Source organism: Streptomyces sp. NPDC058685 (assembly GCF_042714725.1).
Taxonomy (GTDB): domain Bacteria; phylum Actinomycetota; class Actinomycetes; order Streptomycetales; family Streptomycetaceae; genus Streptomyces.
In genome coordinates this window covers 263996-284691 of the sequence record NZ_JBHXSL010000006.1, presented here as the reverse complement: position 1 = coordinate 284691, position 20696 = coordinate 263996, and the positions used below count along the sequence as shown (strand labels likewise).

20 protein-coding genes and 1 rRNA gene are annotated in these 20696 nt (G+C 69.6%); 9 read left to right on the top strand and 12 right to left on the bottom strand.

What is annotated here, in order from left to right:
- Together rrf and ACFWU3_RS08445 are read left to right on the top strand one after the other, a co-directional pair.
- Nucleotides 1–92, top strand: a 5S ribosomal RNA gene (gene rrf / locus ACFWU3_RS08450); the annotation flags it as partial.
- Nucleotides 93–224: 132 nt separating this feature from the next.
- Nucleotides 225–773 (top strand): GNAT family N-acetyltransferase, encoded by a 549-nt coding sequence (locus ACFWU3_RS08445; RefSeq protein ID WP_384433042.1) that lies wholly within the window; start codon nucleotides 225–227, stop codon nucleotides 771–773.
- Nucleotides 774–788: 15 nt separating this feature from the next.
- Here ACFWU3_RS08445 and ACFWU3_RS08440 read toward each other — a convergent pair whose 3' ends face one another.
- The 6 genes from ACFWU3_RS08440 to ACFWU3_RS08415 form a co-directional block, all read right to left on the bottom strand.
- A complete protein-coding gene (locus tag ACFWU3_RS08440) occupies nucleotides 789–2447 on the bottom strand; it encodes a type VI secretion protein (RefSeq protein WP_384433039.1) in 1659 nt (552 codons plus the stop codon).
- A 1-nt stretch (nucleotide 2448) separates the two neighbouring features.
- Entirely contained in the window at nucleotides 2449–3861 is a 1413-nt protein-coding gene (locus tag ACFWU3_RS08435; RefSeq protein ID WP_327682721.1) for an ATP-binding protein, read from the bottom strand.
- Nucleotides 3862–3872: 11 nt separating this feature from the next.
- Nucleotides 3873–5432, bottom strand: a complete 1560-nt coding sequence (locus ACFWU3_RS08430) for an SCO6880 family protein (RefSeq protein WP_313945502.1) — start codon at nucleotides 5430–5432, stop codon at nucleotides 3873–3875.
- Nucleotides 5429–6766: a hypothetical protein gene (locus tag ACFWU3_RS08425; protein ID WP_384433034.1), complete on the bottom strand. Its 1338-nt coding sequence runs from the start codon at nucleotides 6764–6766 to the stop codon at nucleotides 5429–5431. Before ACFWU3_RS08425 ends, ACFWU3_RS08430 begins: the two co-directional genes overlap by 4 nt.
- Entirely contained in the window at nucleotides 6756–7610 is an 855-nt protein-coding gene (locus tag ACFWU3_RS08420) for a hypothetical protein (protein ID WP_384433031.1), read from the bottom strand. Before ACFWU3_RS08420 ends, ACFWU3_RS08425 begins: the two co-directional genes overlap by 11 nt.
- A gap of 157 nt (nucleotides 7611–7767) precedes the next feature.
- On the bottom strand, nucleotides 7768–8076 hold the full coding sequence (locus ACFWU3_RS08415) for a hypothetical protein (RefSeq protein WP_313945505.1): 309 nt from the start codon (nucleotides 8074–8076) through the stop codon (nucleotides 7768–7770).
- A gap of 553 nt (nucleotides 8077–8629) precedes the next feature.
- Between ACFWU3_RS08415 and ACFWU3_RS08410 the strand changes: the two genes are divergently transcribed.
- The 3 genes from ACFWU3_RS08410 (at nucleotide 8630) to ACFWU3_RS08400 (ending at nucleotide 11611) form a co-directional block, all read left to right on the top strand.
- Nucleotides 8630–9451 (top strand): SAM-dependent methyltransferase, encoded by an 822-nt coding sequence (locus ACFWU3_RS08410; protein ID WP_328861064.1) that lies wholly within the window; start codon nucleotides 8630–8632, stop codon nucleotides 9449–9451.
- A gap of 165 nt (nucleotides 9452–9616) precedes the next feature.
- Nucleotides 9617–10630: an NlpC/P60 family protein gene (locus tag ACFWU3_RS08405; protein WP_384433027.1), complete on the top strand. Its 1014-nt coding sequence runs from the start codon at nucleotides 9617–9619 to the stop codon at nucleotides 10628–10630.
- A gap of 243 nt (nucleotides 10631–10873) precedes the next feature.
- Nucleotides 10874–11611 (top strand): phosphatase PAP2 family protein, encoded by a 738-nt coding sequence (locus tag ACFWU3_RS08400; RefSeq protein WP_384433024.1) that lies wholly within the window; start codon nucleotides 10874–10876, stop codon nucleotides 11609–11611.
- A 47-nt stretch (nucleotides 11612–11658) separates the two neighbouring features.
- Here ACFWU3_RS08400 and ACFWU3_RS08395 read toward each other — a convergent pair whose 3' ends face one another.
- Nucleotides 11659–11904: a hypothetical protein gene (locus ACFWU3_RS08395; RefSeq protein ID WP_384433021.1), complete on the bottom strand. Its 246-nt coding sequence runs from the start codon at nucleotides 11902–11904 to the stop codon at nucleotides 11659–11661.
- Nucleotides 11905–11959: 55 nt separating this feature from the next.
- Nucleotides 11960–13534 carry an FAD-binding oxidoreductase gene (locus tag ACFWU3_RS08390; protein WP_384433018.1) on the bottom strand — a complete coding sequence of 525 codons (1575 nt, stop codon included), beginning with the start codon at nucleotides 13532–13534 and terminating at the stop codon, nucleotides 11960–11962.
- A 385-nt stretch (nucleotides 13535–13919) separates the two neighbouring features.
- Between ACFWU3_RS08390 and ACFWU3_RS08385 the strand changes: the two genes are divergently transcribed.
- Entirely contained in the window at nucleotides 13920–14750 is an 831-nt protein-coding gene (locus ACFWU3_RS08385) for a hypothetical protein (protein WP_384433015.1), read from the top strand.
- Between the two features lie 178 nt (nucleotides 14751–14928).
- Nucleotides 14929–15105 (top strand): hypothetical protein, encoded by a 177-nt coding sequence (locus ACFWU3_RS08380; protein WP_384433012.1) that lies wholly within the window; start codon nucleotides 14929–14931, stop codon nucleotides 15103–15105.
- Nucleotides 15106–15218: 113 nt separating this feature from the next.
- Here ACFWU3_RS08380 and ACFWU3_RS08375 read toward each other — a convergent pair whose 3' ends face one another.
- Entirely contained in the window at nucleotides 15219–15551 is a 333-nt protein-coding gene (locus tag ACFWU3_RS08375; protein ID WP_313945514.1) for a metal-sensitive transcriptional regulator, read from the bottom strand.
- A gap of 251 nt (nucleotides 15552–15802) precedes the next feature.
- Here ACFWU3_RS08375 and ACFWU3_RS08370 point away from each other — a divergent pair, with 251 nt between their 5' ends.
- The gene (locus ACFWU3_RS08370) at nucleotides 15803–16423 is read left to right on the top strand and encodes a DUF47 family protein (protein WP_313945515.1); all 621 of its coding nucleotides are present in this window, start codon (nucleotides 15803–15805) and stop codon (nucleotides 16421–16423) included.
- A gap of 5 nt (nucleotides 16424–16428) precedes the next feature.
- A complete protein-coding gene (locus ACFWU3_RS08365; protein WP_384433008.1) occupies nucleotides 16429–17427 on the top strand; it encodes an anion permease in 999 nt (332 codons plus the stop codon).
- 222 nt (nucleotides 17428–17649) lie between these two features.
- On the opposite strand, the gene pstB is transcribed toward ACFWU3_RS08365, so the two are convergent.
- The 3 genes from pstB to pstC are packed head-to-tail and all read right to left on the bottom strand — an operon-like array spanning nucleotide 17650 to nucleotide 20525.
- The gene (pstB, locus tag ACFWU3_RS08360) at nucleotides 17650–18426 is read right to left on the bottom strand and encodes a phosphate ABC transporter ATP-binding protein PstB (protein ID WP_384433005.1); all 777 of its coding nucleotides are present in this window, start codon (nucleotides 18424–18426) and stop codon (nucleotides 17650–17652) included.
- 27 nt (nucleotides 18427–18453) lie between these two features.
- Nucleotides 18454–19530, bottom strand: coding sequence for a phosphate ABC transporter permease PstA (gene pstA, locus ACFWU3_RS08355; protein WP_384433002.1), 1077 nt, complete (start codon nucleotides 19528–19530; stop codon nucleotides 18454–18456).
- Complete coding sequence (gene pstC / locus ACFWU3_RS08350; RefSeq protein ID WP_384432999.1) at nucleotides 19527–20525, bottom strand: phosphate ABC transporter permease subunit PstC; 999 nt, start codon at nucleotides 20523–20525, stop codon at nucleotides 19527–19529. The genes pstA and pstC overlap by 4 nt, the downstream gene beginning before the upstream one ends.
- Between the last annotated feature and the right edge of the window lie 171 nt (nucleotides 20526–20696).

Below are 20696 nucleotides of genomic sequence, written 5' to 3'. Positions count from 1 at the left end.
CGCCCGGTTACATTCCGAACCCGGAAGCTAAGCCTTTCAGCGCCGATGGTACTGCAGGGGGGACCCTGTGGGAGAGTAGGACGCCGCCGAACAATTTTTAGCCTCAACCCCCGGACCATGTCCGGGGGTTGAGGCATTTTTGCGTTCAGGACCGGACGCCGACGGCGATGGTGTGCGCAAAACCGTGTTGCGGGTCCGTCCGACTCACGCGGAGGATGCGATGTATGGACCATGTGATTCGCCCCGTACTCGCCGAGGAGTGGGACAGGGCCAAGGAGATCCGGCTCGCGGCACTGCAGGACCCGGTCGCTCACCTCGCCTTCCTGGAGTCGTACGAGCATGCCGTCCAGCGGCCCGACAGCTTCTGGCAGGACCGTGCGGCTCATGCGGCCGAGGGGGTCACCTCGCGGCAGTTCATCGCGGAGGCGCCGGACGGGCGGTGGGTCGGGACCATCACCGCGCTGGTGGAGCGGCCTGCGGGTGAGGTTCGGTTCGGGGAGGTGGCGGAGTCCGACCAGACGCATCTGGTGGCGGTGTTCGTCCGGCCCGAGGTCCGCGGCACCGGGGTGGCGGAGGCGTTGTTCCGGGCCGCGATCGACTGGTCGTGGGAACTGTCGGCACCGCCCGTGAAGCGCGTACGGCTCTATGTGCACGAGGACAACGCGCGGGCGGCGGCGTTCTACCGGCGGATCGGGTTCGTGCCGAGCGGGGACACCGTGCCGGTGCCGGGCGAGGAGACGGCCCGCGAGGTGGAGTACGAGGTCCTGCGGTAGTCCGGAGACGGCCGGCTACTGCGGGAGCGGCTCGGGCCAGCGGGCGCGGGCCTGTTCGGCCGAGCGGAGCAGCACCAGGGTGGGCAGTCCCTGCGCCTGACCGGTGGTCAGCAGCTCCGGAAGACGGGGGAGCGGGGCCACGGCGGCGACGTCGTCGAGGACGAGCGTCATTGGTGGGTCGAGCCGACCGTCGGATGACCGTGCGGCCATGCGGCGGCCGTGCTCGACCACGTCTGACGCCAATGCCGTCAGCAAGGGCATCGCTCCGGGGTGGGTGCGGGGATCCTCGATCGGTTCACCCACCAGATAGAGCGTTCCCGATTCATTGGCGAAAGATTCCAAGGCGAGGGCATCGGTTCGGTTGGGAGTGCATGCCTCGCGGATGTGGATCGAGGAGAGGGCCGAGAGGGCGCGGGCGACCAACTGCTGGGCGATCTCCCGCCGTTCGGGGTGAGCGGTGAGCGCGGACTCCAGGAGACCGGCGAGACCGGAGGTGGCCTTGGGGTGCGTGCGGAGCACGCGTACGGCCTCCTGGGCTCCGCCGCCCTGGGCCCAGCGGTGGACCTGTTTGAACGGGCGCCCGTCCACCGCGGCCGCGTGCAGCCAGCAGCGCAGCAGTGTCTCCGCGGTGTCGGCCATGGCGGCGTCGAGGAGGGCCCGCGGGCGTACGGGCGTGAGGAGGGCGATGGAGCGCGCGGCGGCCGTGTCGGCGTTCTCGCAACCGGTGGTGGGCGACCAGTGGAGCCGGGCGGGGGTGTCGCAGAGATGACCCGGGTCGTAGACGAGCACGGGCCCCAGCTTGGCCCGGGCGTCCTTGGTCTCGGCCCACACGGTGGGGTCGGATGTGACGACGAGGGCGGGCCCGGCGGCGTCGAGGACGGCCTGGAGCGTGGCGGGCCGGCGCGTGGCGGGGTCGCCGTAGAGAAGACGAGGGGCGGCGGTGCGGGGCGGCGGGACAGGGGCCGGTAGGACGCCGGGGTCGGGTGCCGCAAGGGGTGCGGTGTCGGCGGGCCGTGCGCCGGCCGTCTGCTCCAACGGAAGGCGGGGGACCACGGCTGTCGGCGCGTCGGCGGAAAGGTGTGCGGGGCCTGCGGGCTCGGCGTACGGACCGGGGCTCACCGGGTGCGGTTCGCGGGGAAAGGACTCCTGCGCGCCCATGGCCGGGCTGCCGCCGCCGGTCCCGCCCACAGCCGGGCTGCCGCCGACGGTGCCGCCCGCGGCCTGGCTGCCGCCGGTCCGGTCGCCGCGTACCTGTTCGTCGCGTGCTTCTTCCCGTCGGGCGGCGCGGACGGCTTCCCGGCGGTCTGCCCGGACCGCGCGCCAGCGGGCCGTCGTACCCAGCGCGAAGATCGTCAGAACGATCAGCACCATCAGTTCGCCGATCGCCAGGCCCCAGAACAGGCCGTAGCCCGACAGTTCCGCCGCGGGCGTCGACGGCCAGGCCGCGGCGAGGTCGTGCGGCGCCGAGGCCAGGGAGCGCATCGCCAGCGGGGTGTTCTGGTAGGTGACACCCTGCGGCCAGGCGCCGTGGGACAGCACGCCCGCCAGGCCCGTCGCCGTCCAGACCAGGATGGTCAGGCCGAGGAGGAAGCCCAGCAGGGCCAGCAGCATGCCGTCGGGGATGCCCCGTTCGTTCTCGTCCCGCCGGCGGCGGACCTGGCGGTCGTCGTGCATGTCATGCCACCGTCGACTCGGACTCGTCGAGCTGCTGCTGCCGTTCGATCAGCGCCGCACGCTCCTCCGCCTCCCACTCCGCGGCCTGTACGTCCTCCGGCAGTGCGGGGCCCGAGGACTCCGTCATGGCGCGGTCGGTGAAGACGAGTGGTCGCTCGGCCTCGGTCACCAGGTGCTTGACCACCTGGACGTTGCCGTTGACGTCCCAGACGGCGATACCCGGGGTCAGCGTCGGGATGATCTCGACCGCCCAGCGTGGCAGGCCCAGGACCCGGCCCGTGGCTCTCGCCTCGTCCGCCTTCTGGGCGTAGATCGTTCTGGTGGAGGCCATCTTGAGAATGGCCGCCGCTTCCCGCGCGGCCGCGCCGTCGACGACGTCCGAGAGGTGGTGGACCACCGCCACGAACGACAGACCGAGCCGCCGGCCGAACTTGAGCAGCCGCTGGAACAGCTGCGCCACGAACGGGCTGTTGATGATGTGCCAGGCCTCTTCCACCAGGAAGATGCGCTTCTTGCGGTCCGGGCGGATCCAGGTGTGTTCCAGCCACACGCCCACGATCGCCATCAGGATCGGCATGGCGATGGAGTTGCGGTCGATGTGGGAGAGGTCGAAGACGATCAGCGGCGCGTCGAGGTCGATGCCGACGGTCGTCGGGCCGTCGAACATGCCGCGCAGGTCACCGTCGACCAGCCGGTCCAGTACCAGCGCGACATCCAGGCCCCAGGCCCGTACATCGTCTATGTCGACGTTCATCGCTTCCGCCGACTCCGCCTCCGGGTGACGCAACTGGTCGACGATGTCGGTCAGTACGGGCTGGCGGTCGGTGATGGACTCGTTCACATAGGCGTGGGCGACCTTGAGCGCGAAGCCGGAGCGCTCGTCCAGGCCGTGGCCCATCGCGACCTCGATGATCGTGCGCAGCAGCGCCAGCTGGCCCGTGGAGGTGATCGCGGGGTCCAGCGGGTTGAGGCGGATGCCGCCGTCGAGCGCCGTCATCGGGTCGAGCCGGATGGGAGTTATACCCAGCTCCTGCGCGACGAGGTTCCATTCGCCGACGCCGTCCTCGCCCTGGGCGTCGAGGACGACGACCTGCCGGTCTCGGAAGCGGAGCTGGCGCAGGACGTAGGTCTTCTCCAGCGCGGACTTGCCGTTGCCGGACTCGCCGAGGACCAGCCAGTGCGGGGCGGGGAGCTGCTGGCCGTAGAGCTGGAAGGGGTCGTAGATGTAGCCCTTGCCGCTGTAGACCTCACGGCCGATGATCACGCCGGAGTCGCCGAGGCCCGGCGCCGCGGTCGGCAGATAGACGGCCTGCGCCTGCCCTGTGGAGGTACGGACTGGCAGGCGGGTCGTCTCCACCTTCCCGAACAGGAAGGAGGTGAAGGCATCGGTGAGGACGGACAGCGGATCTCGCATCACTCGGGCCCCTATCGGCGGATGCCGGTCGCGAACGGCAAGGTGTTCACAAAGGCCCGGTGGTGCTCGCGGTCGCACCACTCCAGCTTGAGATACGACTTGCCGGCCGAGGCCCTGATCGTCCGCTTGTCTCTGGCCAGGGCCTCGGGCGAACGCGACGACACAGTGATGTACCCGACCAGGTTGACCCCTGCCGCACCGCTGGCGAGATCTTCACCCCGCTGGTCGAGTCGGCCGTGTGCGGCGATGTCGCGCGGGTCGACCGTGCGGTTCATCTTGGCGGCCCTGCTGGCGTCTGCCTCGTCGTTCGTCTTCTCGGTGAGCATCCGCTCGATGGCGACCTCGGTGGGTTCCAGATCCATGGTGACCGCGACCGTGCGGATCACGTCGGGGGTGTGGACGAGCAGCGGCGCCAGGAAGTTGACGCCGACAGGGGTCATCGGCCACTCCTTCACCCACGCGGTGGAGTGGCACCAGGGCGCGCGGGTGGAGGACTCGCGGGTCTTGGCCTGGAGGAAGGTGGGCTGCATGGCATCGAGCTCGGCCGGCCAGGCGTTCCGCTTCGTCATGGCCTGGATGTGGTCGATGGGGTGGTCCGGGTCGTACATCGAGTGCACGAGGGAGGCGAGCCGGCCCTGGCCGAGCGGCTGGCGGACGCGGATGTCGGCCTCGGCGAGGCGGGCGCAGATGTCGGTGAGTTCGCGCGCCATGACGACCGCGAGGCCCGCGTCCTTGTCGAGCTTGCGGGACTTGGCGCCGGAGGCGTGGCGGGTGGCACGCGCCATGGCGTGGGCCTCGGCGGCCAGTTCCCGCGTGTAGTGCATGCAGGCGACGAGATAGGCGCGGTGCTGCTCGCTGGACGTGGACACCATCGACTGGAGCTGGTCGTAGGAGTCGCGCAGCCAGCCGGGGGTCTTCTGGTCGCCGCGCTGGGCGACGTCCTTGGCGTGGGCGTCGGGGTCGGCGGGGAGCGTACGGGCCAGCATCTGAAGGCGCGTCACAAAGCCGTCTCCGTTGGCCACATGCTTGAGCAGTGTGCCGAAGCGGTCGACGAGGGCCTCTTGGTCCTCGCTGTCGCGCAGTCCGACGCCGGGGCCCTCGATCTCGATGGCGGCGGTGACGGTACGGCGGTCGGCGTGCAGCAGTACGGCGATCTCGTCGGGTCCGAAGGGCGCGGCGAGCCAGTTGATCCGGCCGATGCCCGGGGGCGGGCCGACCTCCACCTCACGGCCGTCGAGACGGGTGCCGGCTTCGACGGCGGTGGAGCGGTAGACGGTGCCGTTGCGCAGGGTGCGCTTGAAGCTGCGGTTGACCTCGAACCACTTGTAGAACGTGCGGTGCTTGTACGGCACGTAGACCGCGGCGAGCGCCAGCAGCGGGAAGCCCATCAGCAGAACGATGCGCACGGACAGAACGGGGACGAGCAGTCCGCACATCATGCCGAGGAACGCGCCGGCGATGATCAGGGCGATCTCGCCGGTCTCGCGGTTCTTGCCGACGATCGCGTTCGGCCGGGCCCGGCCGATCAGATACGTACGGCGGGGCGCGATGGGATGGGACTGGGTCGTCAACGCCCTCCACCTCCTGTGCTCTTGCGGTTGCTGTGCGGGGTGCCGCTGGTGGGACTGCTACTGGGTCGGGCGCTGCGGGGCGGGGGTGCGGCGGAGGGGACAGTTCCGCCGCCGCCCCCGGAGGTGCGGCTGCTGTGGGCGGCGACGCCGCCGCTCATGGGGTTGGAGGGCCGCGGTGCCCCGCCTCCGCCGCTGTTGTCGCCGCCGGGGTTGCCGCGGGCGCTGTGGGTCTTGATGCCCTGGGACACGAGGGCGGCGGGGGAGCTGATGACGGCGGCGGCGGCGTTCTCCGCGCCGCCCTGGAAGCGGTTGTTGCGGGAGGCGACGATCTCGTCGCCGAAGCCCGGAACGAAACGGTAGATCATCGCCGAGGCGAAGATCGCGAGCAGGATGATCGCGAGTCCGGAGACGACGGCGGAGAAGGAGTCGGGGCCCTGATCGGCGGAGAGGGCACCGGCGAGACCGAGGACGATCACGATGACCGGCTTGATCAGGATGATCGCGATCATGATGCCGGCCCAGCGGCGTACGTGGCCCCACATGTTCTTGTCGACGAGTCCCGCGTAGACGACGACGCCGAGGAGGGCGCCAACGTAGAGGAGGACGGCGCGGATGAACAGCTCGAGGTAGAGGATTCCCGCGGCCAGCACGGTGACGAGGGAGACGACGATCAGCATGATCGGTCCGCCTCCGATGTCGGTGCCCTTCTTGAGGGCGGCGGAGAAGTTCCCGAAGAACATGTCGGTCTGCCCGCTGGTACCGCCCGCGATCACCTCGGTGACGCCGTCGGTGGCGGAGACGAGGGTGTAGAGGATCAGCGGGGTGAAGGCGGAGGCGAGGACCGTGAGCCAGAGGAAGCCGATGGCTTCGGAGATGGCGGTCATCAGCGGCACACCCCGGATGGCCCGCTTGGCGACGGCGAGGAGCCACAGGAGGAGCGTGAGGATGGTGGCGGCGGCGAAGACGACGGCGTACTGGGAGAGGAAGGCGGTGTTGGTGAAGTCGACGGTGGCGGTGGACTTCACGGCCTTGGAGAGGGTGTCGACGGTCCAGACGGCGGCGTCGGCGCATCCGCGGGCGAGGGAGGAGAGGGGGTCGAGGGCGTCGGTGGGGTCCTGGGGGGTGCTGCGGGCGGCGCCTCCGGCCGAGTCCCCGTTGTCGCAGTAGTCCCGTGCGGGCCCCGCGATGAGCCCGCAGGGGTCGCTCGTCCGCGTCGGCGTGGGCGGCGGGGTGGGCGCTGCGGTCGCCCGGGCGGCGAATGCGAACGCCGCCGCGTGCAGGGTTGCGGCGACGGTCAGGACGGAACGGGCACGAGTGGAAGGGCTAACGGGCATACGTGAACCCTCCGAATTCCTTCACCGCGTTGGCGATGTCGTCGGATCCGGACACGGGGTTGTCCCCGGTGACCGGTGTGGGCCCCGTCTTCTGGGCGGTCTCGATGACCTTCCAGTCGGACCCGTTCCACTTCAGCTTGACGCTCAGGGTGAACCAGCCGCTGGTCACGGGCCTGGTCGACTTCTCGCCCGTCAGTCCGAACAGACCCATGCACCAGACGTCGACGTCGGCCGCGTCGGGGGAGTAGGCCTTGACCTTGGCGCCTGCGGGAACGGTGCGATTGACGAACGTCGAGCCGTCGGGCGCGGTGCCGTCGGGCTCGAGGCCGACCTGGGCGAGGAACTCGGGTGAGTAGTCGGCGTCGAAGCCGGCCAGGAGCTTGCCGGACGTTCCGGTGTCGGCGATCGTCTGGACGATGACCCGACGGTGGTCCTTGTTGAACATCCCCTCGGACCCGAGTGCCACGGCGTAGTTCGACGCCGCGCTCTGCGCACCCTGTTCGTCTCTGGCGTACCCCGTCGGGATTCCCCCCACCTTGCCCTGTACAGGCTTCACGCCCGTCGCCGCCGTCGGGGCCGATTCCGGGCCCTTCGGGGATTCTCCGGCGCGGTCCTCGTCGCCGCCGCCCCCCTGGTTGGCGAAGGCGATCGCCGCGATCAGCAGCACCACGACGCCCACCACCGTGATGAGCGAGCGGGAGTTGCGGACCGGGCGGCGGGCGCCGCCGTAGACGTCCGTGTCGGTGCCGGGCAGGCGCGTACGGGTCTGGCCCGTACCGCGGAAGCCGTCGTCCACCCGGCTGCTCGCGTCACCGCCGTAGCCGTGGTCGTCCCCCAGGCTCATGTCGCGCACTTCCCCTCGACCGGGTGCAGAACCGCGTAGTACGACGGTAGCCGTGCTGCTTTCCGCGCGGGCGCGGTGTGGTGACTCGACATCAGGGAGACGCAACCTCTGGGTGGGCCGGGCACGCGGGAAGGGGAAGGAGGGGCCGACGGGTCGGTCAGACGGCCATCCCGTACACGATGGTGAACAGGGTCCCCAGTGACCCGATGATGAAGACGCCGGTCAGGCCGGCGACGATCAGGCCCTTGCCCTGTTCCGCGCTGAAGGTGTCGCGCAGCGCGGTCGCTCCGATGCGCTGCTTCGCGGCGCCCCAGATCGCGATACCGAGGCAGAGCAGGATGGCCACCGCCATCACGACCTCGATCATGATTCGGGCTTCATTGCCCAGGCTCCCGAAAGGCCCCCAGTTCGGGGCGATTCCGCCGATGATGGTGGTGATGTCGCCCTTTTCGGCTGCCAGGATCATGTGTAACTCACCGCCCCTGTCGGGTTGTTCGCTGCCCATGCCCCTCGGCATGGGCCATCGCTCTATCTTCGCTGATGAAACCGCCCGCGTATGCCGACTTGGCGGGTCTCTTTACCCGATCTCCGCACGTATGACCGATCCCGCCGCCCTGACCTGCGGCGGTGCCGACCTGTTCACAGAGAGGAGCCCGTACCGTCACTCTGTGTATCACGGTGCGTGACTCCGGGCAATGACTGTCGTTGTGGCACCTTTGGGGCGTTCCGGACAGTCGAGTGGCGGGTGCCGGGCGAACGGGTGCGTCCGCCGTGACATATGACGGTCCGCCGGCCGGGGAGGTTCCTCGCCGAAGCCGTACCCGCAGCCGTGCCCGCAGCCGTGCCCGCAGCCGTACCCGCAGCCGTGCCCGCAGCGGGGCCCGAAGCCGGCCCCGAGCCGTGCCCCGCAGCGGTGCCCGCGACCGTGCTCGGGGCCGAGCCCTCGGACGGGCCCGCGGCCGGTGCAGAAACGTCTCCCATCTGCGCATCAACCTCCCTCCCGCAGGCGCGAGTTGGATATGTTGTGGCCCGTGACCGAAAACGAGCACGTACGCGACCGGATCGACACCTCGCGCCCTCACACCGCCAGGATCTGGAACTACTGGCTCGGCGGCAAGGACAACTACCCCGTGGACCGTGAGGCCGGGGACCAGATCCGGGGCATTCACCCCGGCATCGGGGACTACGCCCTGGCCGACCGTCAGTTTCTGGGGCGGGCCGTCCACCATCTGGTGGCGGATCTCGGGATCCGGCAGTTCCTCGACGTCGGTACCGGGCTGCCCAGCGCCGACAACACCCATGAGGTCGCGCAGGGCGTCGCTCCCGAATCGCGGATCGTCTACGTGGACAACGACCCGCTCGTCCTCGCGCACGCCCGCGCGCTGCTGACCAGCACTCCTCAGGGTCGTACGGACTACCTCGACGCGGATCTGCGCGATGTCGACGCCATCCTGGAGCGGGCCTCCGAGACGCTCGACTTCAAGCAGCCCGTGGCGCTGATGCTGCTGGGCGTGGTCATCTTCATCGAGGACCACGAGGAGTCGTACGCGGTCGTCCGCCGGCTGATGGACGCGCTGCCGTCCGGCAGTCACCTCGTGCTGTCGCACACGATCACCAGCCCCACGATGCCGGACGTGGACGCCGCGGTGGCCTTCTGGAACGAGCACGGTACCCCGCGCCTCACCCAGCGCACCCCGCGGGAGGTGGAGGGCTACTTCGACGGTCTCGAGCTGCTCCCGCCGGGCGTGGTCTCCTGCTCCCGCTGGCGCGTGGACGTCCCGGAGGGCCGGCCGGAGCCGGAAGAGGTCGCGATGTTCGGTGGCGTGGCGCGCAAGTCGTAGGCCGGGTTCGGCGGCGGGGCGGAGGCCGGTGGCGCGGCGCGGACGTCGCGGTCGCGCCATCCTGCGTACGCTTCCCGCCCCGCCCTCTTCTCCGGCCGCCGATCTCGGCCCTGCCCACCTACACTGGCGCGGGGCCTACTGCCATGGGGTGAAGGGTGATTGACGGTGCGTAAGACGTGGCTGATCGCGGGCGCGTCCGTCGTGGTGTGCCTGGGGTTCGTCGGTCTGCTCGTCGTCGGTACGTACTCCGCCGCCTCCGGGCTCCTCGGGATCGACGGCAGGAACGGCGCCGTCGCCCTGGCCAAGGGGGCCGTGCCCGCGCGCTACCAGTCGCTCGTGCAGAGGTGGGGCAACCTCTGCCCGGCCATCAATCCCGCGCTGCTCGCCGCCCAGCTCTACCAGGAGAGCGGCTGGAACCCGAAGGCGCAGAGCCCGGCCACCGCACAGGGCATCGCGCAGTTCATCCCCGGCACCTGGGCGGCGCACGGCGTCGACGGGGACAAGGACGGGGATCGCGATGTGTGGGATCCGGCCGACGCGATTCCGTCTGCTGCGACGTACGACTGCGAGTTGGCTGGATATGTGAAAAAGGCGCCGGGCGACGCGACGGACAACATGCTCGCCGCCTACAACGCCGGCGCGTACGCGGTCATCAAGCACGGCGGGGTGCCGCCGTACCGCGAGACGCAGAACTACGTGAAGATCATCCGCACCCTGGAGAAGAGCTTCGCCCGTCCGACCGGCCGCGTCGAGCCGTCGCGGCAGGCCGCCGGCGCGATCCACTTCGCCCAGCAGAGGCTCGGCACGAAATACCTCTGGGGCGGCAACGGCACCCCTGAGCAGGGCGGACGTTTCGACTGCTCCGGGCTCACGCAGGCCGCCTACCGCACGGTGAAGATCGAGCTGCCGCGAGTGGCCAACGATCAGTACAACGCCGGACCGCACCCGTCGCGCGACGAACTGCTGCCGGGGGACCTCGTCTTCTTCTCGGACGACCTGACCAATTCGCGCGCCATCCGGCACGTGGGGCTGTACGTCGGCGGCGGGTACATGATCAATGCGCCGTACACCGGTGCCGTGATCCGCTTCGACAAGATCGACACCCCGGACTACTTCGGCGCCACGAGGGTCACCGAAGATGGCGCAAAAGCACTCCCCACGGCGCCTCCGGCGGCCTGACGGGGCGTTGTCATTGGCCGGAACTCTCCGTTAGGCAAAGGCCCTGAGCTGCAGCGATGTGTCTCTCTTCGATAACGTCATGGTGATCGTTCGGTGGAGAGTGGAACGTAGCCGGGGAACGTGCCGTTCCCTGGACTGTGACAGCGGCACTGACCATGCAGCAGACACCACACTGACCACGGGGGTTGGTACAAGCGGTGCGCCCGTGCGCCGCGGCAGGCACAAGGCAAGGGGCCGCAGCAGATGGCTGGACTCGCAATGGGGTTCCCCCTGACGGAGTCAAGGGGCGGATCGAGCCCTGATGTCAGCCTGCTCTACGACATCAACGGCCTGGCCAAGGACGCACCCCACTGGTTCGACCGTGTGATGGAGTTCGTCGGCGAGTGGGGCATCCTGCTGGCGATGGTGACCGTGGCGCTCTGGTGCTGGTGGAGCGTGCGCCGGCGCGGGACCGCGGAGGACTCGGTGTCGGGCGTCGTCGCGCTGGTGTGGGCGCCGCTCGCCGCGGGCATCGCGCTGCTGATCAACATCCCGATCCGCGGGTTCGTGGAGAGACCTCGGCCGTTCCTGGACCACCAGGGCATCGAGGTCCTCGTCTCCGGGAAGACCGACTACTCGTTCGTCAGCGACCACGCCACGATGGCGATGGCGATCGGTGCGGGGCTGTTCATCGCGCATCGGAAGTTCGGCTGGGCCGCGATCGGTCTCGCCCTCGCCGAGGGTTTCTGCCGCGTGTACATGGGCGTGCACTACCCGACCGATGTCATCGGCGGCTTCGCGCTCGGCACGGCGGTCACCCTGCTCCTCGCCCCGCTCGCGCTGGCTCTGCTGACCCCGGTGGTGTCGGCGGTCGCGGGCTCCGGCCGCGCAGGACGGCTCGTGCGCTCGAAGCGGGCGCCCGCCCAGCCGGACCGTCCCGAGCCGCTGGGCATCCACGACGCGCGGACCGAGGGCGCGGGCCAGAACGACCTGGCTGCCTGACCGGGCCGCAGGGCTGTGGGCCGTGGGCCGTACCGGCTCCTGCCGGGTCAGCGACGTCCGCCGCGGTTGCGCCGGTGATGGCGACGGACGATCAGTATGGTGCCGGCGCCGGCTATCGCTCCGGTGGCGAGCACCGCGAGGGAACTCTCGAGCGGGCCGTCCGGCTTGGAGGCGACGGCGGGGGCCGTGTCGGCCGGCTCCGCGGACGCCACGGACGCGGCACCGCCGAACGGGAGGGCCAGCGTGAGCGCCGTGGTCGCCGTGAGCGTGGCTATTCGTCCGGTTCGGTTCATGTGACCAGCGCACAGGCCCGGCACCGTACCGGCCATTCGGGGGCCCCCGTACGGGCTACAGCGCCTGCGGGAAGTCGAACAGCCTGCCCGGGTCGTACTGCTTCTTCAGCCGGGTGAGCCGGTCCGCGGCGGGGCCGTAGTAGGCCCGCCGCCAGTCGGTCAGCGTCGGATCGACGTAGTTCTGGTATGCCGCCCCGGACGCGAAACGGCGCAGGGAGGCGTGGGTGCTCTTCAGCCACGCCTGCTGGGCCGCGCCCTGTGTGCCCGGGCGCCAGGCGGCGATGTACTGCGCGAGCATCCGCGAGCGGCGGTGGACGAACGCCGTCGCCAGCGGGTCCACCCGGTTGACCGCGCCGCCGAGGGCGGTCAGCACGAGGGAGCCGCCCCCGCCCTGGCTCCGCGGGAGGCGGGTGAAGCCTTCGGCCGCGGCGAGCAGCGCCTGGACGCCGGCCGGGGAGAGCGACCGGTCGAAGAAGTCGGACGCCGCCGCGTACGTCTCGCGCTGGAGCGCGCCCTGCGGGGAGCGGCCCGGGGTGCGGCCGGGCAGATGGCACTGGTCCTGACTGAGCGTGGCGCAGTTCGCGTAGCCGAGCATGGCGTCGAGATGGCCGCGCCGGCGGATGGAGACGTTGCTCGCCGGGGAGCCCGCCGCGTCGGCGAGCCGGTCGACGGCGTTCTTCAGGTCGCCCTCGGTGCCGAGGGAGAAGGCGGCGATGGAGAAGGTGGGGGAGTACCCGCCGGGGCCGGCCGACAGATGGGCCGAGGACCATATCTCGTCGGGCTGGTCGGGGCCCCACCGCTGCCAGGCCGAGAGGACGGCGGCCGCCTTCGACCAGGGCCAGGTGAGATAGCCGACGACGGTCGGCGGGGCCGGGTGCGTACGGAACCGGAGCTCGGTGACCACGCCGAAGTTGCCGTTGCCCGCGCCGCGCAGCGCCCAGAACAGGTCCTCGTTCTCCTTCGCGCTGACGGTCAGCCGTCGGCCGTCGGCCGTGACGATCCTCGCCGAGGTGAGGCTGTCGCAGGTCAGACCGTACGCACGTGAGGTGACGCCGTGGCCGCCGCCGAGGGTCAGGCCGGACACTCCGACGGAGGGGCAGGAGCCGGCCGGTATGGTGCGGCCGGTCTTTCCGAGCGTGGTGTAGACGTCGATCAGTTTGGCTCCGGCGCCGATGGTCCCGTCCGTGCCGACCTTCTTCAGGGCCGAGACGTCGATGACGAGCCGGCCGTTGCCGGAGGACCAACCGGCGTAGGAGTGGCCGCCGTTGCGTATGGAGACGGGGGTGCGGTGCGCCCGGGCGTAGGCGAGGCACTCGGCGATGTCGTCCTCGCCGGACACATACGCGACGGCCGCGGGCTTCAGTGCGTCGAAGCGGGTGTTGTAGAGCTGGCGGGCCGTGGGGTACGCGGCGTCGCCGGGGCGCACCAGCTGTCCGTCCAGGCCGCGGGCGAGCGCAGTCCAGTCGGCCGCGGCCGCGGAGGCCGTCGAGGTGGACCCGCGGGACGTGGGTGTGCGGCCGGCCGTGCCGGCGGTGGCCTCGGCCGTGGGTGTGCCGCCGCCCGCGCTGCCGTTGCAGGCGGTCGCGGTCAGAGCTACAGCGGTGGTGGTGAGCAGCGCGCGCCGGTCCATGGTGCCTCCTGGGAGACAAGACGGCGCTGAGGCCGTGGGGGTTCCGGAGGAACGTGGTCCGGGAACCTGCCCATGCGGTTCAGTCGCTCGCTGTGACGACCGTGGTGTGCAACGCGGCGTCGTTACGCGCTCGTTCACGGGAGCGGCGGGCGGGTCCGGCCCATCCGCAGCTGCACCGGGCCGTCGCGAACGAGCCCCGCTCGGTGGTTGTCGTGAGATGAGGGGATTCTCCGCTGTCCGGGAGGTCTTGCGCAGGCACCTCTCCACGGTACTGGGGCGGAGGGCAACCCGGGTGGTCGCGTGACGACGGGCCCTGGCCGTCGTTATGCGGGACGGGTGGAGGTCTCGTAGAAGCAGCGGTTCCGGTGTTGGGGGTTGGCGGTCGATGGTGGTGCAGCAGCACAGGCGCAGGGGCGGCGCGTTGGCGGTCGCCGCCGCCGTGGCGGGTGTGATGGCGACCAGCGGCTGCTCCGGCAGCACGGGCGCGGTCGCCGACGACCGGCCCGGTGGCGGAGGGACGGACCGGGTGCGCGCGGCGGCGGACGCGCTGGTCGCGGCCGGCAGCGCCCGGGCGCGTACGTCGATGGAGACGGCGACCGGCGGGACGCGGGTGACCATCCAGGGCGAGGGCGGCTACGACTTCCGGCGGCGGATGGGCCGGCTGACGGTGGTCCTGCCGAAGGACCCGGCGGGTGCGGACGAGCACCGCCCGGTCACCGAACTGCTGGCGCCCGGGGCGCTCTACATGAAGAACCGGGGAGCGGGTGTGCCCGCCGACAAGTGGGTGCGGATCGACACGACGACCCTCGCGGACGGCAATCTGGTCACCGGCGGGGCGACGGACCCGCTGGCCGCGGCCGAACTGCTGCGAGGCGCACGGGACGTGGAGTACGTCGGGGACGAGAGCATCGCCGGCGAGACGGTGCACCACTACCGGGGGAGCACGGACATCGGGCGGGCGGCGCGGGCCGCCGAACCGCGGGCGCGGGCCTCGCTGGCGGCTGCGGCGAAAGGGTTCGCCACCGACACGGTGCCGTTCGACGTCTACCTCGACGAGGAGGGCCGGCTCCGCAAGGTGCGTCACCGCTTCAGTTTCGCCAACGCGACCGGTACGGTCGCGGTCACGTCGACCACGGTGCTCTACGACTTCGGCACTCCCGTGACGATGGTTCTCCCCGACCGGCGGGACATCTACGCCGGCAGGATCAGGACATAGTTCATGTTCTTCGTGTCCGTGTCCGTGTCCGTTCGCCGCCGGGGCCCGTGGGGCCCCTTCGGGTCAGCCCGGGAAGAGCTGAAAAACACCCCCGAAATGGTCCGGACGTGCCATGCGCGGTGTGTGCATCACTCCCTACGCTAGGAAGTCGACGCCCGGCAGGAAGAGGTGAACGCACGTGGCTCCGCCCAGTACGACGACCGTCCAGGACCACGTGGCGCTTGCCGAGATCGAACTGTGCGGTGAGTTGATCATCGCCGCGTCGGCCGCGGACGAGGACCGGCTGAGCCCGGACCGTATCGACGAGGTGCTGAAGGTGGCGGCCGAGCGGGCCGAGTCCGGCCGACTCGACTGATCCCGCCCGGCGTGGCCGGCCCCGGTTCATGGCAGTCGGTATGCGGCGTTCAGATGCGGGGCAGGTCGGGAAAGCGCCGGCCATGCGGCTGGCAGATCAGGAAAAGCAGCAGGTCAGGTGCGCAGCAGACGCGCGATGGCCTTGGTGGCCTCCTCGACCTTCGCGTCGATCTCGTCCCCGCCCTTGACCGCGGCGTCCGCGACGCAGTGGCGCAGATGCTCTTCGAGCAGCTGGAGCGCGAAGGACTGGAGGGCCTTGGTGGAGGCGGAGACCTGCGTGAGTATGTCGATGCAGTAGACGTCCTCGTCGACCATGCGCTGGAGGCCGCGGATCTGACCCTCGATACGGCGCAGCCGCTTGAGGTGCTCGTCCTTCTGCTTGTGGTAGCCGTGCACGCCGCGGTCGTGGTCCGTGACCGGGGGGCCGCCCGCCTCTGTGGTCGTCATCGCGTCCTCCGGTTGTCTGCTGTACCGAGGTGGAGCCTGTCCGAAAACTGTGCCTGATACATCACATGGAAGGTCTGGAAGTTACATACCCCTCATGGGTATATGGTACCGAATCGCTCCGGCCAGGGGGCCGGGGGCGCTGTGATGATCACTGTTACCGATGGGCGAAACTGAGGAAGCCGGTTGGCCGTGGCCGGATGAATGCGCCTAGCATCAGCCTGACCGAATCCCATGCACCCCGAGGACCCCACGTGCGATTTCGTCTGACCCCCAGGGAGACGAGCTTCTACGACATGTTCGCCGCGTCCGCGGACAACATCGTCACGGGCTCCAAGCTCCTGATGGAACTGCTCGGGGCGGACTCCTCCGCCCGGGCCGAGATCGCGGAACGGATGCGGGCGGCGGAGCACGCGGGAGACGACGCGACGCACGCGATCTTCCACCAGCTGAACTCCTCCTTCATCACGCCGTTCGACCGCGAGGACATCTACAAGCTCGCGTCCTCGCTCGACGACATCATGGACTTCATGGAGGAGGCCGTCGACCTGGTCGTGCTGTACCAGGTCGAGGAGCTCCCGAAGGGTGTCGAGCAGCAGATCGAGGTCCTCGCGCGGGCCGCGGAGCTGACGGCGGAGGCCATGCCGCACCTGCGGACCATGGACAACCTCACCGAGTACTGGATCGAGGTCAACCGCCTCGAGAACCAGGCCGACCAGATCCACCGCAAGCTGCTGGCCCACCTCTTCAACGGCAAGTACGAGGCCATCGAGGTCCTCAAGCTGAAGCAGATCGTGGACGTACTCGAAGAGGCGGCCGACGCCTTCGAGCACGTCGCGAACACCGTCGAGACCATCGCGGTCAAGGAGTCCTGAAGCTTGTGGACACCTTTGCCCTGATCGTGACCATTGGTGTCGCGCTCGGATTCACGTACACCAACGGCTTCCACGACTCCGCGAACGCCATCGCGACGTCCGTCTCCACTCGCGCCCTGACACCGCGCGCGGCGCTGGCGATGGCCGCGGTGATGAACCTCGCGGGCGCGTTCCTCGGACAGGGCGTGGCCAAGACCGTCAGCGAAGGGCTCATCGCGACGCCCCAGGGCAGCAAGGGGATGGGCATCCTCTTCGCCGCGCTGCTCGGCGCGATCGTGTGGAACCTCGTCACCTGGTACTTCGGCCTTCCCTCGTCCTCCTCGCACGCCTTGTTCGGCGGCATGGTGGGCGCGGCACTCGCCGGCGGCACGGATGTGATCTGGTCCGGCGTCCTGGAGAAGGTCGTCATCCCGATGTTCGTCTCGCCCATCGTGGGCCTGGTCTGCGGCTATCTGGTGATGGTCGCGATCATGTGGATGTTCCGGAAGTCCAACCCGCACAAGGCCAAGCGCGGTTTCCGGATAGCCCAGACCGTCTCGGCGGCCGGTATGGCGCTCGGGCACGGACTCCAGGACGCCCAGAAGACGATGGGCATCGTGGTGATGGCGCTGGTCATCGCCGATGTCGAGGACCAGGGCGACGCGATCCCGGTCTGGGTGAAGATCGCCTGCGCGGTGATGCTCTCGCTCGGCACGTACGCGGGCGGCTGGCGCATCATGCGGACGCTGGGGCGGAAGATCATCGAGCTGGACCCGCCCCAGGGGTTCGCGGCGGAGACGACGGGCGCCTCGATCATGTTCGGTTCGGCGTTCCTGTTCCACGCGCCGATCTCGACGACGCATGTGATCACGTCCGCGATCATGGGTGTCGGGGCGACGAAGCGCGTCAACGCGGTCCGGTGGGGCGTCGCGAAGAACATCATCATGGGCTGGTTCATCACGATGCCGGCCGCCGCGGCGGTCGCGGCCCTGAGCTACGGGATCGTGTACCTGGCGTTCGGCTGACGCCGCGCCGCACGGCCGACCCGAGGCCGCCCCCCTGAGACCGCTCGTACGACAGCAGCCGCAAAGACATGTGGGCCCGCCCCCTGGGAGAGGGGGCGGGCCCTTCGTCCTGCGGTGGCACCGCCATGCAGCACCGCGAGACGTGTTAGGGGGCGACGGGGCGGCCCGGCGCCGGCAGCTGGTGCCGGCGCCATCCGCCCGGGATCACCGCGGGAGCGGTGATCACCCGAAGCGGCCCGAGATGTAGTCCTCGGTCGCCTGCACCGACGGGTTCGCGAAGATGCGCTCCGTCTCGTCTATCTCGATCAGCTTTCCGGGCTGGCCGACCGCCGAGAGGTTGAAGAACGCCGTACGGTCCGAGACCCGCGCCGCCTGCTGCATGTTGTGCGTCACGATGACGATCGTGAAGCGCTCCTTCAGCTCACCGATCAGGTCCTCGATGGCGAGGGTCGAGATCGGGTCGAGGGCCGAGCAGGGCTCGTCCATCAGCAGGACGTCGGGCTCGACCGCGATCGCGCGGGCGATGCACAGACGCTGCTGCTGACCGCCGGAGAGGCCGGAACCCGGCTTGTTGAGGCGGTCCTTCACCTCGTTCCAGAGGTTCGCGCCCTTGAGCGACTTCTCGACGACCGCGTTGAGCTCGCTCTTCTTGTAGTTGCGGTTGAGGCGCAGACCGGCGGCGACGTTGTCGTAGATGGACATCGTCGGGAACGGGTTCGGACGCTGGAAGACCATGCCGACCGTACGGCGTACGGAGACCGGGTCGACGCTGGAGCCGTAGAGGTTCTCGTCGTCCAGCATCACCTTGCCCTCGACGCGGCCGCCGGGGGTGACCTCGTGCATACGGTTCAGGGTGCGCAGGAAGGTGGACTTGCCGCAGCCGGACGGGCCGATGAAGGCCGTCACGGAGCGGGGCTCCACGGTCATCGAGATGTCCTCGATCGCCTTGTGGGAGCCGTAGAAGGCAGAGAGGCCGCTGACGTCGATTCGCTTGGCCATGGGGATCACTTCGCTTTCATGGACGCTTCAGCGACCGGACTTCGGGGCCTTCCAGCGGGCGATGCCGCGGGCCACCAGGTTGAGGATCATGACGAAGGCGATCAGCACCAGGGCGGCGGCCCAGGCGCGGTCGTACGACGCCTCGCTGCCCACCCTGTACTGCTCCCAAATGTAGAAGGGGAGAGAGGACTGGGCGCCTTCGAAGGGATTGCTGTTGATGAGCTGGCTGCCGAAGACCAGCAGCAGGATCGGGGCGGTCTCACCCGCGATACGCGCGATCGCGAGCATCACACCGGTGGTGATGCCGCCGAGCGCGGTCGGGACGACGACCTTGATGATCGTGCGGTACTTCGGCACACCGAGGGCCAGCGATGCCTCGCGCAGCTCGTTCGGGACGAGCTTGAGCATCTCCTCGGTGGAACGGACGACGACCGGGACCATGAGGATCGCCAGCGCCAGCGCGCCCATCAGGCCGGACGGCTGCAGTTCGAACAGCAGCATGATCGAGAGGAGGAACAGGCCCGCGACGATCGACGGGATGCCCGTCATGACGTCGACGAAGAACGTGACGGCCTTGGCCAGCGTGCCCTTGCCGTACTCGACCAGGTAGATCGCGGTCAGCAGACCGATCGGCACCGAGATCACGGTGGCGATGCCGACCTGCTCCAGCGTGCCGATGATGGCGTGGTAGACACCGCCGCCGGCCTCGAAGCCGGGGACACCGGCCATGGAGTGGGTCAGGAAGTACCCGTCGAGCACCTTCAGGCCGCGGCTGACGGTCACCCAGATCAGCGAGAACAGCGGGATGATGGCGAGGACGAAGCAGACCCAGACGACGCTGGTGGCCAGTCGGTCCTTGGCCTGTCGCTTGTTCTCGACGACCGTGGTGACGACGTACGAGATGACGACGAAGAAGAGGGCCGAGATCAGGCCCCACTGGATGCGGCTCTCCCAGCCGGCGGCGAGGCCGAGGCCGACACCGAGCGCGATCGCGACGGCGGCGAAACCGAGCGGCGCGAAGCGGGGGAGGGAGCGGCTGCGCAGGCCGTCCTTGCGGACGGGCGGCGTCGGGGTGGGCCTGTCCTGTATGGCTGTCTGGCTCATGCGTTGGCCCCCGAGTACTCCTTGCGGCGGGCGATGATCAGGCGGGCCGCGCCATTGACCAGCAGGGTGAGGATGAAGAGGACGAGACCGGAGGCGATCAGGGCGTCACGCCCGAACTCGTTGGCCTCGTCGAACTTCGCCGCGATGTTCTGGGCGAAGGTGCCTCCGCCCGGGTTGAGCAGATGCAGGGAGATCAGGAAGCTCGGCGACAGGACCGTGGCGACGGCCATCGTCTCGCCGAGCGCGCGGCCGAGGCCGAGCATCGAGGCGGAGATCACGCCGGACCGGCCGAAGGGGAGCACCGACATGCGGATGACTTCCCAGCGGGTGGCGCCGAGTGCGAGGGCGGCCTCCTCGTTCATCTTCGGGACCTGGAGGAAGACCTCGCGGCTGACGCTGGTCACGATCGGCAGGATCATGATCGCCAGCAGGATGCCGACGGTGAACAGCGAGCGGGCGACGCCGACCTCGGTCTTCTCGAAGAGGTAGGTCCACCCGAAGAACTGGTCGAGCCAGAGGTTCAGGCCCTCCAGGTAGGGGACCAGGAAGAGCGCGCCCCAGATGCCGTAGATGATCGACGGCACGGCGGCCAGCAGGTCGACCACGTAGGCGATGGGGGAGGCGAGCCTGCGCGGCGCGTAGTGCGAGATGAACAGCGCGATGCCGACGGCGATCGGCACGGCGATCGCCATCGCGATGATCGAGCTGACCACGGTGCCGAAGAGGAGGACCGCGATGCCGAACACCGGCGGGTCGCCCGCCGGGTTCCACTCGAACGTGGTGAGGAAGTTGCCCTCGTCCGCCGAGATGGCGAGCACGGAGCGGTAGGTGAGGAACGCGGCGATCGACGCCATGATCACCAGGAGCAGGATGCCCGAGCCGCGGGACAGGCCGAGGAAGAGCTTGTCGCCGGTGCGGCCGGTGGAACCCTTTTTCCTGTTGACCGGCGGAGCCGGCGTTGGCGGGGGTGCGTCTATGGATGTGGTGGAAGCCATGGTCTTTCCGGTCTGTGGTGGGGGAGCGGCAGGACTCCCCTGGCGGCGGTGCACCGGATGAGGTGGCCGGCGGGGGCCCCCCGCCCCCCCCCCCCCCCCGGGCAGATAAAAAAAAAACAACCCACCACACCCCCAAATTAATAGAATTAACAAAAAGTGGTTTATAATAAA